The 14,881-nt window shown below is 65.1% G+C and carries 13 protein-coding genes; 1 reads left to right on the top strand and 12 read right to left on the bottom strand.

The features are described 5' to 3' along the window. Positions 1 to 194: 194 nt before the first annotated feature. Positions 195 to 2,405 carry a lytic transglycosylase domain-containing protein gene (locus X268_RS16375; RefSeq protein ID WP_128925898.1) on the top strand — a complete coding sequence of 737 codons (2,211 nt, stop codon included), beginning with the start codon at positions 195 to 197 and terminating at the stop codon, positions 2,403 to 2,405. A gap of 172 nt (positions 2,406 to 2,577) precedes the next feature. Here X268_RS16375 and X268_RS16380 read toward each other — a convergent pair whose 3' ends face one another. The 12 genes from X268_RS16380 to X268_RS16435 all read right to left on the bottom strand — a co-directional run bounded on the left by X268_RS16380 (position 2,578) and on the right by X268_RS16435 (position 14,859). After that, entirely contained in the window at positions 2,578 to 3,549 is a 972-nt protein-coding gene (locus tag X268_RS16380) for a tripartite tricarboxylate transporter substrate binding protein BugD (protein ID WP_164937767.1), read from the bottom strand. Positions 3,550 to 3,636: 87 nt separating this feature from the next. Further along, positions 3,637 to 4,878, bottom strand: a complete 1,242-nt coding sequence (locus X268_RS16385) for a threonine synthase (protein ID WP_128925900.1) — start codon at positions 4,876 to 4,878, stop codon at positions 3,637 to 3,639. Positions 4,879 to 5,014: 136 nt separating this feature from the next. Next, the gene (gene lpdA, locus X268_RS16390; protein WP_128925901.1) at positions 5,015 to 6,436 is read right to left on the bottom strand and encodes a dihydrolipoyl dehydrogenase; all 1,422 of its coding nucleotides are present in this window, start codon (positions 6,434 to 6,436) and stop codon (positions 5,015 to 5,017) included. A 17-nt stretch (positions 6,437 to 6,453) separates the two neighbouring features. Then, positions 6,454 to 6,687, bottom strand: a complete 234-nt coding sequence (locus X268_RS16395; protein WP_128925902.1) for a hypothetical protein — start codon at positions 6,685 to 6,687, stop codon at positions 6,454 to 6,456. A 22-nt stretch (positions 6,688 to 6,709) separates the two neighbouring features. Continuing rightward, positions 6,710 to 8,062, bottom strand: coding sequence for a pyruvate dehydrogenase complex dihydrolipoamide acetyltransferase (locus X268_RS16400; protein ID WP_128925903.1), 1,353 nt, complete (start codon positions 8,060 to 8,062; stop codon positions 6,710 to 6,712). 63 nt (positions 8,063 to 8,125) lie between these two features. Beyond that, positions 8,126 to 8,578 (bottom strand): nucleoside deaminase, encoded by a 453-nt coding sequence (locus X268_RS16405; protein ID WP_128925904.1) that lies wholly within the window; start codon positions 8,576 to 8,578, stop codon positions 8,126 to 8,128. Positions 8,579 to 8,580: 2 nt separating this feature from the next. Continuing rightward, positions 8,581 to 8,883, bottom strand: coding sequence for a DUF5076 domain-containing protein (locus X268_RS16410; RefSeq protein ID WP_128925905.1), 303 nt, complete (start codon positions 8,881 to 8,883; stop codon positions 8,581 to 8,583). 3 nt (positions 8,884 to 8,886) lie between these two features. Next, a complete protein-coding gene (locus tag X268_RS16415; RefSeq protein ID WP_128925906.1) occupies positions 8,887 to 10,272 on the bottom strand; it encodes a pyruvate dehydrogenase complex E1 component subunit beta in 1,386 nt (461 codons plus the stop codon). 29 nt (positions 10,273 to 10,301) lie between these two features. Next, on the bottom strand, positions 10,302 to 11,324 hold the full coding sequence (pdhA, locus tag X268_RS16420) for a pyruvate dehydrogenase (acetyl-transferring) E1 component subunit alpha (RefSeq protein WP_128925907.1): 1,023 nt from the start codon (positions 11,322 to 11,324) through the stop codon (positions 10,302 to 10,304). Between the two features lie 267 nt (positions 11,325 to 11,591). Next, positions 11,592 to 13,109, bottom strand: coding sequence for an aldehyde dehydrogenase (gene adh, locus X268_RS16425; RefSeq protein ID WP_128925908.1), 1,518 nt, complete (start codon positions 13,107 to 13,109; stop codon positions 11,592 to 11,594). Between the two features lie 256 nt (positions 13,110 to 13,365). Then, positions 13,366 to 14,325 (bottom strand): helix-turn-helix domain-containing protein, encoded by a 960-nt coding sequence (locus tag X268_RS16430; protein ID WP_164937768.1) that lies wholly within the window; start codon positions 14,323 to 14,325, stop codon positions 13,366 to 13,368. Between the two features lie 216 nt (positions 14,326 to 14,541). Continuing rightward, positions 14,542 to 14,859: an FtsB family cell division protein gene (locus tag X268_RS16435; protein WP_128925910.1), complete on the bottom strand. Its 318-nt coding sequence runs from the start codon at positions 14,857 to 14,859 to the stop codon at positions 14,542 to 14,544. Positions 14,860 to 14,881: the final 22 nt, after the last annotated feature.

Genomic DNA, 14,881 nt, shown 5'->3' on the forward strand with positions numbered 1-14,881 from the left:
TTAACAAAGGTTAAAGTCGCTGCCATTTTGCCATTCCGGAAGTTCCCGAGTTCCAATCCGGATTTTGCCGCATTGTTGCGTGAGCGTGAGAAATGCGAAACGATGCCGTGGCATCGTTTGGTGTCGTCTTTGATTCTCAAGCCGCATGTCGTCGCGGACCTTGGTTTGTAGTGGTTTCGCAGGGGGACCATCGAATGAACCAGTGCCTACGCTCGCTCGCGTGTGTCGTTGCCGTGGCCGCAATGGCCTTCCTGCCCACCGAGCTGGCGGCAAAGAGCAGTCACAAATCATCCGCGCCGAAGAAGACGCATGAGGCGAAAGCCGGCAAGCAGCGTCATGCGGCCGCCAAGTCCGCGGTCAAGTCCTCAGCGAAGTCGCGTCACGGCAAGCACGCCGAGGCCAAGCGCAAGTCGAAGAAGCACGACGACGAGCCCGCGGACAAGCCGGCTGCGCCGGCACTGACCGGCGACCTCGCCGCACTGAAGGACGCGATCGACCTTGCGCGCAAGGGCAAGACGGACGACGCGAACGCCGCGCGCGACCGCATTGCCGATCCCGCGGGACAGAAGCTCGCCGACTGGTTCATGCTGCGCCATTCCGAGAGCACGGCAAACTTCAAGCGCTATGCCGGCTTCCTCGCCGCCAATCCGGACTGGCCGAGCAGCGCGCTGCTGCGCCGGCGCGCCGAGGCGCGGCTGTGGCAGGGGAAGAGCGACGCCACCACCGTGCACAAATTCACCATGGATCGTCCGACCAGCGCCAAGGGCAAGTTCGCGCTCGCCCGCGTGCTGCTGACCGAAGGCAACACGGACAGGGCTGCGCAGCTGGTACGCGAGGCCTGGCGTACGGACGAATTGTCCGAGCGCAGCGAAGAGGACGCCTATGAGGCGTTCCGCGATCTCCTCACCGCCGAGGATCATCGCGCCCGCATGGACAAGCGGCTCGGCGCCAAGGACTATGCGGGTGCGCGGCGCGCCGCAAAGCGGCTCGGCGAGGATGCGCTTGCGATCGTCAAGGCCTGCGCCGCCGTGACCGGCAAGGTCAGCAAGGCCAAGGATTATCTCGACGACGTGGCGGCCCAAGAACGCCGCGATCTCGGCTATGTGCTGTGCCGCGCGCAATGGCACCTGCAGAAGAACCGCATCGACGACGCCGCCGAGGTGATCCTGGCGGCCGCGCCCGACACCTTGGCCGCGCAGGACACCGATGCGTGGTGGCGCGAGCGGCGTCTGCTGGCGCGCAAGCTGCTCGACCAGGGCAAGTTCAGAACAGCGTATGACGTGGTGCGCACGGCCGCGGTGCCTGAGAAGGAAGTCTATCGCGTCGATTATCACTTCATGTGCGGCTGGATCGCGCTGCGCTTTCTGAGCGATCCCAAGACCGCGATGGTGCACTTCGCCGCGATCGACGAAGGCTCGGCCAATCCGATCGCGCTGTCGCGCGCCCATTACTGGCGCGGCCGTGCCGCCGAGGCGATGGGCGCGACCGCCGATGCGCGCATGAGCTATCGGGCGGCCTCGCGCTATTCGACCGCCTATTACGGCCAGCTGGCGCGTGCAAAGCTCGGCCTCGACCGCATCGAGCTGCGGCCGCCCTCGCCCGTGCTGGCCGCCGCCGATACCCCGCCCGCGGACGAGCGCGTACGCGCCGCCGACATGCTCTACGGCATCGGCGAGCGCGACGTGGTGTTCTACTACGCCGAGGACTTTGCCAAGGAGAGTACCGATGTCGCAGCGCTCGAAGCGCTCGGCGAGCTTGCTGGACGGCGCAACGATGCGCGGGTGATGCTGGAGGTCGGCAAATCGGCGCTGGCGCGCGGGCTTGCCCTCGACCATTACGCCTTCCCGACCATCGGCATTCCCGAGCATAAGCAGTTGGCGCCAGCGATCGAGACCAGCGTGATCTATTCGGTGGCGCGCACCGAAAGCTCATTCGACCAGCGCGACAAGTCGCCGGCCAACGCGGTCGGCCTCATGCAGGTGACGCCTGAAGCGGGCCGCGACACGGCAAAGCGCTTCGGCCTGACCTACGACTGGGACAAGATGGTCTCCGATCCCGTGTACAACACCCAGATGGGCGCCGCCGAGCTCAGTGCGTTGCTGTCAGAATATCGCGGCAACCAGATCATGACCTTCGCCGGCTACAATGCCGGCCGCGGCCGCGTGCGCGAATGGGTGCAGGCACGCGGCGATCCGCGCGATCCCAATGTCGATCCGGTCGACTGGGTCGAGCGCATCCCGCTGTCGGAGACGCGCAACTACGTGCAGCGTGTGATGGAGAACGTGCTGGTCTATCGCGCCCGGTTCGAGGGCAGCAGCATGCTCGCCGGCAAGAGCGACGAGCGCGTGGTGACGAAGGACGCCAGCGCCAAGGCGACGCCGGCGGGATTGATCGGCGCGGATTAGAAGAGGCCGCGCCCATTCTATCCCCTCATCCTGAAGAGCCTGCGAAGCAGGCGTCTCGAAGGATGAAGGCCCCGATCTCGCCTGCAGCACATCCTTCGAGACGGCCGCTTCCAGCGGCCTCCTCAGGATGAGGTCTGGGGGTGTTGCACGCGACGCACCGTCACGCCTTCCCTCAATCCACCTTGATGTTCGCCGCCTTGATGATCGGCCACCATTTTGCGATCTCGGCCTTCTGACGGGTGCCGAGCGCTTCGGGGGTGAGCTGGTCCTTCGGCGTCATCTCCAGCCCCTGGTTTTCGAGCTGCTTCTTCACCGCAGGATCGTTCAGCGCCTCCACGGCTGCGGCGTTGAGCTTCGCCACGATCTCCTTCGGCGTGCCCTTCGGCACCCACATGCCCGACCACAGCGTCATGTTGAAACCCTTCAGGCCGGCCTCCTCCGCGGTCGGGATGTCAGGCGCGGAGGTGAGGCGCTTGTCGTCGGTGATGGCGTAGGCGCGGATGGTGCCGGCGCGGACTTGACCGATCGAATTGGAGGTCTGGTCGACAATGATGTCGATCTGCCCGGCGATGAGATCGTTCAGGGCCGGCGCAGTGCCGCGATACGGCACATATTGCAGCTTGATGCCGGATACGCTCTCGAAATAGACGCCGGCGATGTGGCTGCCGGAGCCGGCCCCTGCGGTGCCGGCGGTCGGCGGCGACGGCCGAGACTTTAGCCACTCCAGGAGCTCCTTCAGCGAGGTCGCAGGCACGGCCGTCTTGCTGACGACGATCATGGGATTGCTGGGCAAGAGCACCACCGGCTCGAGATCGGCGACGAGGTCGTATTTGAGCTTGTAAACGGCGCCGTTGGCGACGTGGGTGCCGAGATGGCCGAACGAGATGGTGTAGCCGTCCGCTGGCGACTGCACCGCACGGGCAACGCCGATCGAGCCGCCCGCGCCAGTGACATTCTCGACCACGACGGGCTGACCAAGGGACACGCGCATGCGCTCGGCGAGCACCCGCGCCATCGCATCCGACGGGCCGCCGGCCGCGAAGGGCACGATGATGGTGACGGGATGGGAGGGATAGTCATCGGCGCGCACGGCACCGGTCACAGCGAGAATAGCGAACAGCGCAGCCCAGACGGCCTTCGTCATTGTCTTCTCCCCAGCGATGTCATTTTTGTTTTTGCTCTTCCCGCGTACGGGAAGAGGAAGCATTCGTGGCGTATTGCCGCGCAAAAACTAGAACTGCGAATAGTCGATCGGCTTGTGACGGTCGAGCGTACGGGTGACCGGCGGCAGCGGATACTTCAGGCCGGGGGCGCAGTTGAACAGCATGACGCGGTCGCTCTTCGCGACGCGGCCGTCGGCGAGGCTCTCCTTGTAGGCCGCATAGGTGGCAGCGCCCTCGGGGCACAGCAAGAGCCCCTCCTCGCGCGCGACCTCGTTCAGCGCCGCCGAGATCTTGTCGTCGTCGACTGCAATCGCAAAGCCCTTGCTTTCGCGCACCGCACGCAGGATCAGGAAATCGCCGATCGCCTGCGGCACGCGGATGCCCGAGGCAATGGTGTGGGCGTCCTCCCAGCGCGTCGCATGCTCGGTGCCGGCCTCGTAAGCGCGCACCATCGGCGCGCAGCCCGAGGCCTGCACCGCGACCATGCGCGGGCGCTTCGAGCCGATGAAGCCGATCTTCTCGAGCTCGTCGAACGCCTTCCACATGCCGATCAGGCCGGTGCCGCCGCCGGTCGGATAGAAGATCACGTCGGGCACGTCCCAGCCGAGCTGCTCGGCGAGCTCGAGGCCCATCGTCTTCTTGCCCTCGATGCGGTACGGCTCCTTCAGCGTGGAGGTGTCGAACCAGCCGACCTTGGCCTTGCCCTCGCCGACGATCTTGCCGCAATCGTCGATATAGCCGTTGACGCGGTAGACGGTCGCGCCCTGCAGCTCGATCTCGCTGACATTCACCTCGGGCGTATCGGCCGGGCAGAAGATCGTGGTCTTGATGCCGCACGACGTCGCGTAAGCTGCGAGCGCCGCGCCGGCATTGCCGTTGGTCGGCATTGCCATGTGCTTGATGCCGAGCGCCTTGCCCATCGACACCGCCATCACCAGGCCGCGCGCCTTGAACGAGCCGGTCGGCAGCCTCCCTTCGTCCTTCACGATGATCTCGCCACCGCCGAGCTTCTTGCCGAGCTTGGGCAGCCGGATCAGCGGCGTCGTGACTTCGCCAAGCGAAACGATGTCCTTGCATTTGCGCACCGGCAACAGCTCGCGGTAGCGCCACATGTCGCCGGGGCGATTGCTGAGCGCATCCTTGGTCAGCGCCTTCTTCACGCCGGCGAGGTCATAGCGGACCAGCAGCGGCTTGCCGGCTTTGGAGAGATTGTGGACCTGATCGGCGGCGTAATGATCGCCCTCCATCGCGCATTCGAGATGGGTGACGAAGGTCGGGCGTTCGATGGTGAGGTTGTCGTTGTCGTGCATGGGGTGATTCTTTCTTCTTCGTTATAGTGCCAGTTTCTCCGTCATTGCCGGGCTTGCCCCGGCAATCCATCCCTTGAAGAGCGCTTCGCTGGATGGATGCGCGGGTCAAGCCCGCGCATGACGAGCGGAGAAGCGACTAGATATTCAGCACCCGCCCATAGGCATCCAGCACGGCTTCCTTCATCATCTCCGACAAGGTCGGATGCGGGAAGACCGTGTGCATTAGCTCTTCTTCGGTCGTCTCCAGGTTCATGGCGACGACGTAGCCCTGGATCAGCTCGGTGACCTCGGCGCCGACCATGTGGGCCCCGAGCAGCTGGCCGGTCTTCTTGTCGAAGATGACCTTGACCAGGCCCTGGTCCTCGCCGAGCGCGATCGCCTTGCCGTTGCCGACGAAGGGGAAGCGGCCGACGCGGATCTCGCGACCGCTCTCTTTCGCTTTGGCTTCGGTAAGGCCAACCGAGGCGACCTGGGGATGGCAATAGGTGCAGCCCGGGATCATATTCTTGTCCATGGGATGCGGATTGAGGCCCTTAATCGCCTCGACGCAGATCACGCCTTCATGCTCGGCCTTGTGCGCGAGCATCGGGGGGCCCGCGACATCGCCGATGGCATAGATGCCGGGGACGTTGGTCTTGCAGTGACCGTCGACCACGATGATGCCGCGGTCGGTCTTGACCCCGAGCTTTTCCAGGCCGAGATTCTCGATATTGCCGACGACGCCGACCGCCGAGATCACGCGCTCGAACTCGGGGGTGACGGGCTTGCCCTTGCCGTCGTCGATGGTGGCGACGACGCTGTCGGCCTTCTTCTCCAGCTTCGTCACCTTGGTCGAGGACATGATCTTGATGCCCTGCTTCTCCAGGCGCTTGCGGGCGAGGCCCGCGATCTCGGCGTCTTCGACCGGAAGGATCTGCGGCAGCACCTCGACCACGGTGACGTCGGAGCCCATGGTGTGGAAGAACGAGGCGAACTCGATGCCGATCGCGCCCGAACCGACCACCAGCAGCGACTTCGGCATCCGCTCTGGCACCATCGCCTCGAAATAGGTCCAGATCAGTTTCTTGTCCGGCTCGAGCCCGGGCAGCACGCGCGGCCGCGCGCCGGTCGCGACGATGATGTGCTTGGCCTGGTAAGTCCCCTCGCCCAGCGATCCCTTGGGGGCCTCGACGTCGGATTTCTTCACGGTGACCTTGCCGGGCGCGTCGATCGAGGCCGCGCCCCAGATCACACTGACCTTGTTCTTCTTCATCAGGAATCCGACGCCGTCGTTGAGGCGTTTGGAGACGCCGCGCGAGCGTTGCACCACCGCCTTCGGATCGAACGAGACCTTCTCTGCCGACAAGCCGTAATCCTTGGCATGCTGCATGTAGTGGTAGATCTCGGCCGAGCGCAGCAGCGCCTTGGTCGGGATGCAGCCCCAATTCAGGCAGATGCCGCCGAGGTAGGATTTTTCGATGATCGCGGTCTTGAAGCCGAGCTGGGCGGCGCGGATGGCGGTGACATAGCCGCCGGGACCGGAGCCGATGATGATGACGTCGAAGGATGTATCGGCCATGGCGGCTCCCGTTCAACTCAAGAGGCGCCGCGGGCGCGGCGCTTGACCAGAAAAGATCTCACCAACCATTCGAGCATCACCGCCAGGACCATGACGGCCAGCGCGGTGAGCACGATCGGCTGAGCGATGTTCCGTGCCAGTTGCTCTCCGGCAAAGAACGCAGAGTGAAGAAAGTCGAGCCCAATCGGGTTGAGCGCGACGACGGCGCCGAACAGCAGCGATATCCATGGCCAGCGGGTCCGGACATGCAAGGTTGCCCCCTCTGCCGCCGCGTCAGACCATCATCATCACAGGGTTTTCGATCAGCTGCTTGAAGGCGCCGATCAGCTCGGCTCCGAGCGCGCCGTCAATGGCGCGGTGATCGCAGGACAGGGTCACGCTCATCATGTGCGCGATCTCGATCTTGCCGCCGCGCACGACGGGGCGTTCCTCGCTGGTGCCGACCGCGAGGATGGTCGCATGCGGCGGGGTGATCACGGCGGTGAAGTGGCTGATGCCGTACATGCCGAGGTTGGAGACCGCCGTGGTGCCACCCTGATATTCCTCGGGCTTCAATTTGCGGGACCGTGCGCGCGCGGCAAAATCCTTCATCTCGTTGGAGATGGTGGAGAGCGTCTTGGTCTCGGCCTTGCGGATGATCGGCGTGATCAGGCCGCCCGGCATCGCCACGGCAACACCGACGTCGGAATGGTGATGCTTGACCATGCCGCTTTCGGTCCAGCTCACATTGCAATTCGGAATCTTCTGCAGCGCCACCGCCATCGCCTTGATGACGAAGTCGTTGACCGAGATCTTGTAGAGCGGCTTCTTTTCCTTGTCCTTCGGAGCCGCGGCATTGATCTCCTCGCGCGCGGCGAGCAGCTTGCCGATGTCGCAGTCGATGGTCAGGTAGAAGTGCGGGACGTTCTGGATCGACGCAGTCAAACGTTGGGCAATCGTGCGGCGCATGCCGTCATGCGGGACGATGTCGTAGGAGCCCGGCTCGAACAGCGACAGGATCTGCTTGTCCGACATGGTCGGCGCGATCGCGGGCGCGCCCGACGGGGCCGCGGCGGGTGCCTTGAGACCCTTGCCGGATTTGGCCTGCTCGACGTCGCGCGCGACCACGCGGCCGTGCGGGCCGGTGCCGGTGACCATGCCGACATCGATGCCGGCTTCCTTGGCGAGACGCCGCGCCAGCGGCGACGAGAACACGCGGCCGCCATGACCGTTGGCCTGCGCGGCCGGAGCCGCGGGCTGCGGCGCAGGTGCTGCGGCGGGCGGCGGGGCCTTGGGTGCAGCCGGCGCTGGCGCGGCCGCCGGGGCAGCAGCGGGTGCTTCAGCAGCTTTCGGCGGCGCGGCCGAGGCGCTGGGCTTGGCGCTACCTGCGGCCTTCACATCCTCACCCTCGCCGGCGAGCACGGCGATCACGTCGTTGACCGGCACATCCTGCGTGCCCTCGGGCACCAGGATCTTGGCGATCGTGCCCTCGTCGATGGCCTCGACCTCCATGGTCGCCTTGTCGGTCTCGATCTCGGCGATGACGTCGCCAGATTTGACCTTGTCGCCTTCCTTCTTCAGCCACTTGGCGAGGTTGCCCTTCTCCATCGTCGGCGAGAGAGCGGGCATCAGGATGTTGATGGGCATGCTGACCTCACGAAGAACTTCTCAAAACGTCGTCTTCGACAACCGAAGACGAACAGACCAGGTTTAGTTGCCGATGTCGCCCTGCCACAGGCGCTCATTGGCAGGGATGGAACGCCAATTCTTCATCATGGTGATGGAGCGCTGGTCGGCAAGGTCGATCCAGGGGATGCCGAACTTGTCGAGGATGTCCTTGGAGCCCTCGAAGGTGACGGACTCTCCGATCACCACGAGCTTGACCTTGAACAGCGCGAGTGCGCCGGCACACATCGAGCATGGCGACAGCGTGGTGTACATGACCGTGTCGTGGAACGAGATCGCGCCGGCCTCGCGCAGGCAGCTCATCTCGCCATGCAGGATCGGATTGTTCTCTTGCACGCGGTTGTTGTGACCGCGGGCGATGATCTTGTTATCGCGCGTCAGCACCGCGCCGATCGGCAGGCCGCCTTGCGCGATCGAAGCCTCCGCCTCGCGGATCGCCTCAAGCATCAGATCGTAATGATGGGCTTCGATGGCCACGGTCAGTGTCCCTTGCCGCTCGGCGTCGTCGTGCCGGTGTCGGTTGGGCGCTCGATCTCGGCTTGGAACATCTCCAGGATCCGGTTCAGGGCGTCCTCCTCGGTGTATTCGCTCTCGCGTGCATAGGCGCGCGCGGCGTGGCGGGCGAGATCGACGAGCAACAGGCCCCACATGTCGGGCTCCTCGAAGGCGCGCTGGAACGCCATCGACAGCCCGCCATCCAGCACGAAGACGCGCAGGATCTCGACCGCGTCGTCGCGGGTCATGACATCGGGCGGAAGTGGCTGCTCCTTGGGCCCCGCCATGGTCTACCTGTAGCAGACGGCTTTGGCGGCCTCGACGACTTCCGCCGCCGAGGGCAGCGCGAGCTTCTCCAGGTTGGCGGCATAGGGCATCGGCACGTCCTTGCCGGAGACGCGCGCGACCGGCGCGTCCAGATAATCGAAGGCGTTCTCCATGATGCGCGCGGCGATCTCGGCGCCGACGCCGCTCTGGGCCCAGCCCTCTTCCACAGTGACGGCGCGCCCGGTCTTCTTGACGGAGTTGATGATGGTCTCGGTGTCCATCGGCCGCAGCGTGCGCAGATCGATCACCTCGGCCTCGATCCCGTCCTTGGCAAGCTCGTCGGCCGCCTTCAGCGCGTAGGTCATGCCGTTCGACCAGGAGATGATCGTGACATGGCTGCCGGAGCGCACGATGCGGGCCTTGCCGATCGGGATGATGAAATCGTCGAGCTTCGGCACCTCGCCGGTGTGGCCGTAGAGCACCTCGTTCTCGAGGAAGATCACCGGATTGGGATCGCGGATCGCGGCCTTCAAAAGCCCCTTGGCATCGGCCGCCGAATACGGCGCGACGACCTTGAGGCCCGGAATGTGGGAGTACCAGGACGAGTAATCCTGGCTGTGCTGGGCGGCGACACGTGCGGCGGCGCCGTTGGGCCCGCGGAATACGATCGAGCAGCCCATCTGGCCGCCGGACATGTAGAGCGTCTTCGCCGCCGAGTTGATGATCTGGTCGATCGCCTGCATGGCGAAGTTGAAGGTCATGAACTCCACGACGGGCTTGAGCCCCGTCATCGCGGCGCCGACGCCGACCCCGGCAAAGCCGTGCTCGGTAATCGGGGTGTCGATGACGCGCTTGGCACCGAACTCCTGCAGCAGGCCCTGGGTCACCTTGTAGGCGCCCTGATATTCGGCGACCTCTTCGCCCATCACGAAGACGTCGGCGTCGCGGCGCATTTCTTCGGCCATGGCGTCGCGCAAGGCTTCACGGATGGTCTGCGTCACCATCTCGGTGCCTTCAGGCACTTCCGGATCGGGCTCGGCGACGGCCTGCGGCGCAGGAGCGGCCTTGGGCGCTGGCGCCTCGGCCTTCGCCGCGGCGGGCGGCGCTGACTCGGCAGCCTTCTGCGCGGCCGGCGCAGGCGCCTTCGCGAGATCCGCGGCGCTTTCGCCATCCGCCAAAATGGTCGCGATCGGCGTGTTCACGGCGACATCGGCGGTCCCCTCGGGGATCAGGATCTTGCCGAGAGTGCCCTCGTCGGTCGCCTCGACCTCCATGGTCGCCTTGTCGGTCTCGATCTCGGCGATGACGTCGCCGGATTTGATCGTCTCGCCCTCTTTCTTCAGCCATTTGGCGAGGTTGCCCTTTTCCATCGTGGGCGACAACGCGGGCATCAGCACTTGAATTGGCATATCTTCTCCAAAAGAAAGCTAGCGCGCGTTCAGCGGTAAACGTCGGTCCAGAGCTCGGCGGCGTCCGGCTCGGGATCATGCTGGGCGAAATCGGCGGACGCGTTGACGATGTCACGCACCTCGGCGTCGATCGCCTTCAAATCCTGCTCGCTGACCTTCGCGGCCAAGAGGCGATTACGCACCTGCTCGATCGGGTCCTGGTCATGGCGGACCTTCTCGACCTCCTCTCGTGTGCGATATTTTGCAGGGTCGGACATCGAATGGCCGCGATAGCGGTAGGTCTGCATCTCCAGGATGTAGGGACCCTTGCCGGCACGGCACCAGGCCGCCGCCTCCTCGCCCGCAGCCTTGACGGCGCGAACGTCCATGCCGTCGACCTGCTTGCCCGGGATGTTGAAGGACACGCCGCGCTTGGAGAAATCCTGCTGCGCCGAGGCGCGCGAGACCGCTGTGCCCATGGCGTAGCGGTTGTTCTCGATGACGTAGATCACCGGCAGCTTCCAGAGCTCCGCCATGTTGAAGCTCTCATAGACCTGGCCCTGATTGGCCGCGCCGTCGCCGAAATAGGTGACGCTGACATTGTCATTGCCGCGATAGTGATTGGCGAAGGCGAGACCGGTGCCGAGCGAGACCTGGGCGCCGACGATGCCGTGACCGCCGTAAAAGTGCTTCTCCTTGCTGAACATGTGCATGGAGCCGCCCTTGCCCTTGGAATAGCCGCCGCGACGCCCCGTGAGCTCGGCCATGACGCCGTTGGCGTCCATGCCGGTGGCGAGCATGTGGCCATGGTCGCGATAGCCGGTGATCACCTGATCACCCGGCTTCAGGGCCATCTGCATGCCGACAACCACGGCTTCCTGGCCGATATAGAGGTGGCAGAAGCCGCCGATCGCACCCATGCCGTAGAGCTGGCCGGCCTTTTCCTCGAACCGCCGGATCAGGAGCATGTCGCGGAGCGCCTTGAGCTCCTGTTCCCTCGTGAATTCCGGAGGCGAGCCGCCGTCGGTCTTGTCCTGTGGAGTGCTTGCGGCGGCTTTCTTGGGTGCGGCCATGGGAATTCCGGGTCAGAGAAAACTTTCGCCCTCTCTAACCCAAGTCAAACGCCCTTGGAAAGCACCGCGGCGACATGCCACGACTTTCATTATGCCGCACTGCAACGTGATCGAAATATTGGAAAATCTTTGGCGCCGATCGGGCAACAAATCTATGCATCACCCGCGTGTGCGGATTCCGGACCGGATCAAGAACTATTGACCATGCCGATCACCGCCTTTGGGACGGACGGCGCCGAACACGGCGCCGCCCTCTCCCACCGCCGATCAGAAGAAGCCGAGCTTCTTCGGGCTGTAGCTGACCAGCAGGTTCTTGGTCTGCTGATAATGATCGAGCATCATCTTGTGGGTCTCGCGACCGACGCCTGACTGCTTGTAGCCGCCGAACGCCGCGTGCGCGGGATAGGCATGGTAGCAGTTGGTCCAGACCCGGCCGGCCTGGATCGCCCGGCCGAAGCGATAGCAGCGGTTGGCATCGCGGCTCCAGACGCCGGCACCCAGGCCGTAGAGCGTGTCGTTGGCGATCTCGAGCGCCTCCTCGTCAGTCTTGAAGGTCGTGACCGAGACCACGGGGCCGAAGATCTCCTCCTGGAAGATCCGCATCTTGTTGTGCCCCTCGAACACGGTCGGCTTGACGTAGAAGCCGCCGGCGAGATCCCCCCCGAGCTCGGCGCGTCCGCCACCCGCGAGCACCTTGGCGCCCTCCTGCTTGCCGATGTCGATGTAGGACAGGATCTTCGCCAGTTGCTCGCCGGAGGCCTGGGCGCCGATCATGGTGGTGGCATCGCGCGGGTCACCCTGCTTGATCGCCGCGACGCGCTTCAGTGCCCGCTCCATGAAGCGGTCATAGATGTCGGCGTGAACCAGCGCCCGGCTCGGACAGGTGCAGACCTCGCCCTGGTTCAGTGCGAACATGACGAAGCCTTCGATCGCCTTGTCCAGGAAATCGTCGTCCTCGGCGGTGACGTCCTTGAAGAAGATGTTCGGCGACTTGCCGCCGAGCTCCAGCGTCACCGGGATGAGGTTCTGGCTGGCATATTGCATGATCAGCCGGCCCGTCGTGGTCTCGCCGGTGAAGGCGATCTTGGCGATGCGCGGGCTCGAGGCCAGCGGCTTGCCGGCCTCGAGGCCGAAGCCGTTGACGATGTTGAGCACGCCGGGCGGCAGGATATCGGCGATGATCTCGGCCCAGACCATGATCGAGGCCGGGGTCTGCTCGGCGGGCTTGAGCACCACGCAATTGCCGGCGGCGAGCGCAGGTGCGAGCTTCCAGCAGGCCATCAGCAACGGGAAGTTCCACGGAATGATCTGGCCGACCACGCCGAGCGGCTCGTGGAAATGATAGGCGATGGTGTCGTGGTCGATCTCGCCGATCGAGCCTTCCTGGGCGCGCACGACGCCGGCGAAATAGCGGAAGTGATCGATGGCGAGCGGGATGTCGGCGGCGCGGGTCTCACGGATCGGCTTGCCGTTGTCCCAGGGCTCGGCGATGGCGAGGCGCTCGAGATTCTCTTCCATGCGATCGGCGATCCGGTTCAGGATCGCGGCCCGCTCGGCGACGCTGGTGCGGCCCCAGGCCGCCTTGGCGGCATGCGCCGCATCGAGCGCCAGCTCGACGTCCTGCGCGTCGGACCGCGCGATCTTGCAGACGATCTGGCCGTTCACCGGCGAGGCATTGTCGAAATATTTGCCGGAGACCGGCGCGACGAATTTGCCGCCGATGAAATTGTCATAGCGTTCGGCAAAGGGAACTTTGGTGACGCTGAGGAATTCCACCTTGTTCATTGATCACTCCCAATGTTTGCTGTTTGCGCAAGCCGTCGCGTGATCCGCGACTTGCGCGGACGATGATGCGGGAGACGATTTCTGTCAGCCCTGAGGGGAGCGATGGCGGGGCCGACCTGTCGCAGTTCTGCGACAGTCGTGGGCGAGGTATCCACCACGTCACAACGGCGACGCGCTGCGCAGTGTCCGGGGCACGAGCCCGAGATGCACGCGCGCCGGAGCCGCATCGCAATGACGATTGAGGAGATCGCGCGGCCTAGTGGTTCAGCTCGAACCGCTTGAGCTTCCTGTGCAGCGTGGCGCGGCTGACGCCGAGGGCCTTGGCGGCGGCCGAGACGTTGCCGCCGGCGCGGAGCAGCGCCCGCTGCACCACCGCGCGCTGCCCGCTGACAAGATGGTCGCGCGCGGCATCGCCGCCGAGCAGATCGGCTGCGGGCACCGGCTGCAACGCCCGGCCGGGGGCAATTCCGAGCGCCAGCCGGGCGGAGCGGGTTGCGCCGATCACGAGATCGTCCGCATCGACCGCGACGAGACCTCCGCATTGGCCGTCTGCGCTTTGCGTCAGCACGATGCGAGCATGAGCGAAGGCCCTGCGGAACAGATCGGCTTCGATACGCTTGGCGGCCTCCCCCGTCGCGAGCGCAATCAGACTGGAAAACGCATCGGTCCGGTCGGCGCGGCAGGAGGAGACGTCGAGCACGCCCGCCAGCGCCGCCTCATGGTCGTAGATCGGAACGGCGGTGCAGCTCAGAAGCGTGTTGCGGGCAAAAAAATGCTGGTCGCGGTCGATCGTCAGCGGACGCTGCTCCACGAGGCAGGTGCCGATGCCGTTGGTGCCTTCGTGCTCTTCGCTCCAGAGCGCACCGGTCCACAGCCCCCAGGACTGAAACGTCGCGTCATCCGCCGCCGTGCCGCGGCGATCGACTGGCACGCCCTCGCCATCGGCGAGCAGCACGCAGCAGCCGCTCGCGCCGACGGCCTGATAGAGCCGGTCCATCGCGCCTTGTGCGGCGATCAGCAGCGGCGCGATCCGTTCGCGCGCCTGGTGCAGCTCGGCTTCGGTTAGCCGCATCGGCGAGGTGTGGCCGACAGGATCGAGATGATGCAATCTGGACGAACGACACCACGAGGCCACAAGCGCGGATCGTGCCGCCTGACCTGACGCGATCGCGGCCTCGACACGGGCCGCGTGATGCCGGGGCATTGGCCCATTCATCACGGTTTCCTCCGGATAGCAGACTAGGACGTGCCGGTGCCGCCCGTTTGATCTGCGTCAACTTCGGCGACTGCCACAGAAGCCATGAGCCCGTCGCGGGGCCGCCGTCAAGGCGGCCGCCCGGCCTTGGGATTACGACCTTCGCAGGAGCCGACGGCGTGCCGATCGGATTTCGGCGGCGGCTTTCGATGTCGGTTTCGAAAACTGCGGAAAGCGCTAGTTCGCCGGAATCATCCGAACGAGATCGCGCGGATTGACGTAGTCGAGCTGGAAGCGGGCCCGCTCGTCCAGCATGTCGGGGTCGATCCGCTGGGACCGCAGCAGCGACACCCGCTGCTCGCTCCTGGCCCGCTCACGCTTGAGCTGGGCCAGCTCGCTGGTCAGCGCGATGATCTCCTGGTCGAGTTCCTGGCGGGCGTTGAGGCCGTATTTGCCGGTATAGGCGTTGACGCCGAAATAGCCGACGATGGCGGCCGCCATCGCGTAGAGGGCAAGTCCGGTCAGGATCGATTTCAGGCGGGCGCGGGAGACCATCCTGGGAAGATGGGACAGGTTG

Origin of the sequence: Bradyrhizobium guangxiense, from assembly GCF_004114915.1 — a bacterium.
Classification (GTDB): domain Bacteria; phylum Pseudomonadota; class Alphaproteobacteria; order Rhizobiales; family Xanthobacteraceae; genus Bradyrhizobium; species Bradyrhizobium guangxiense.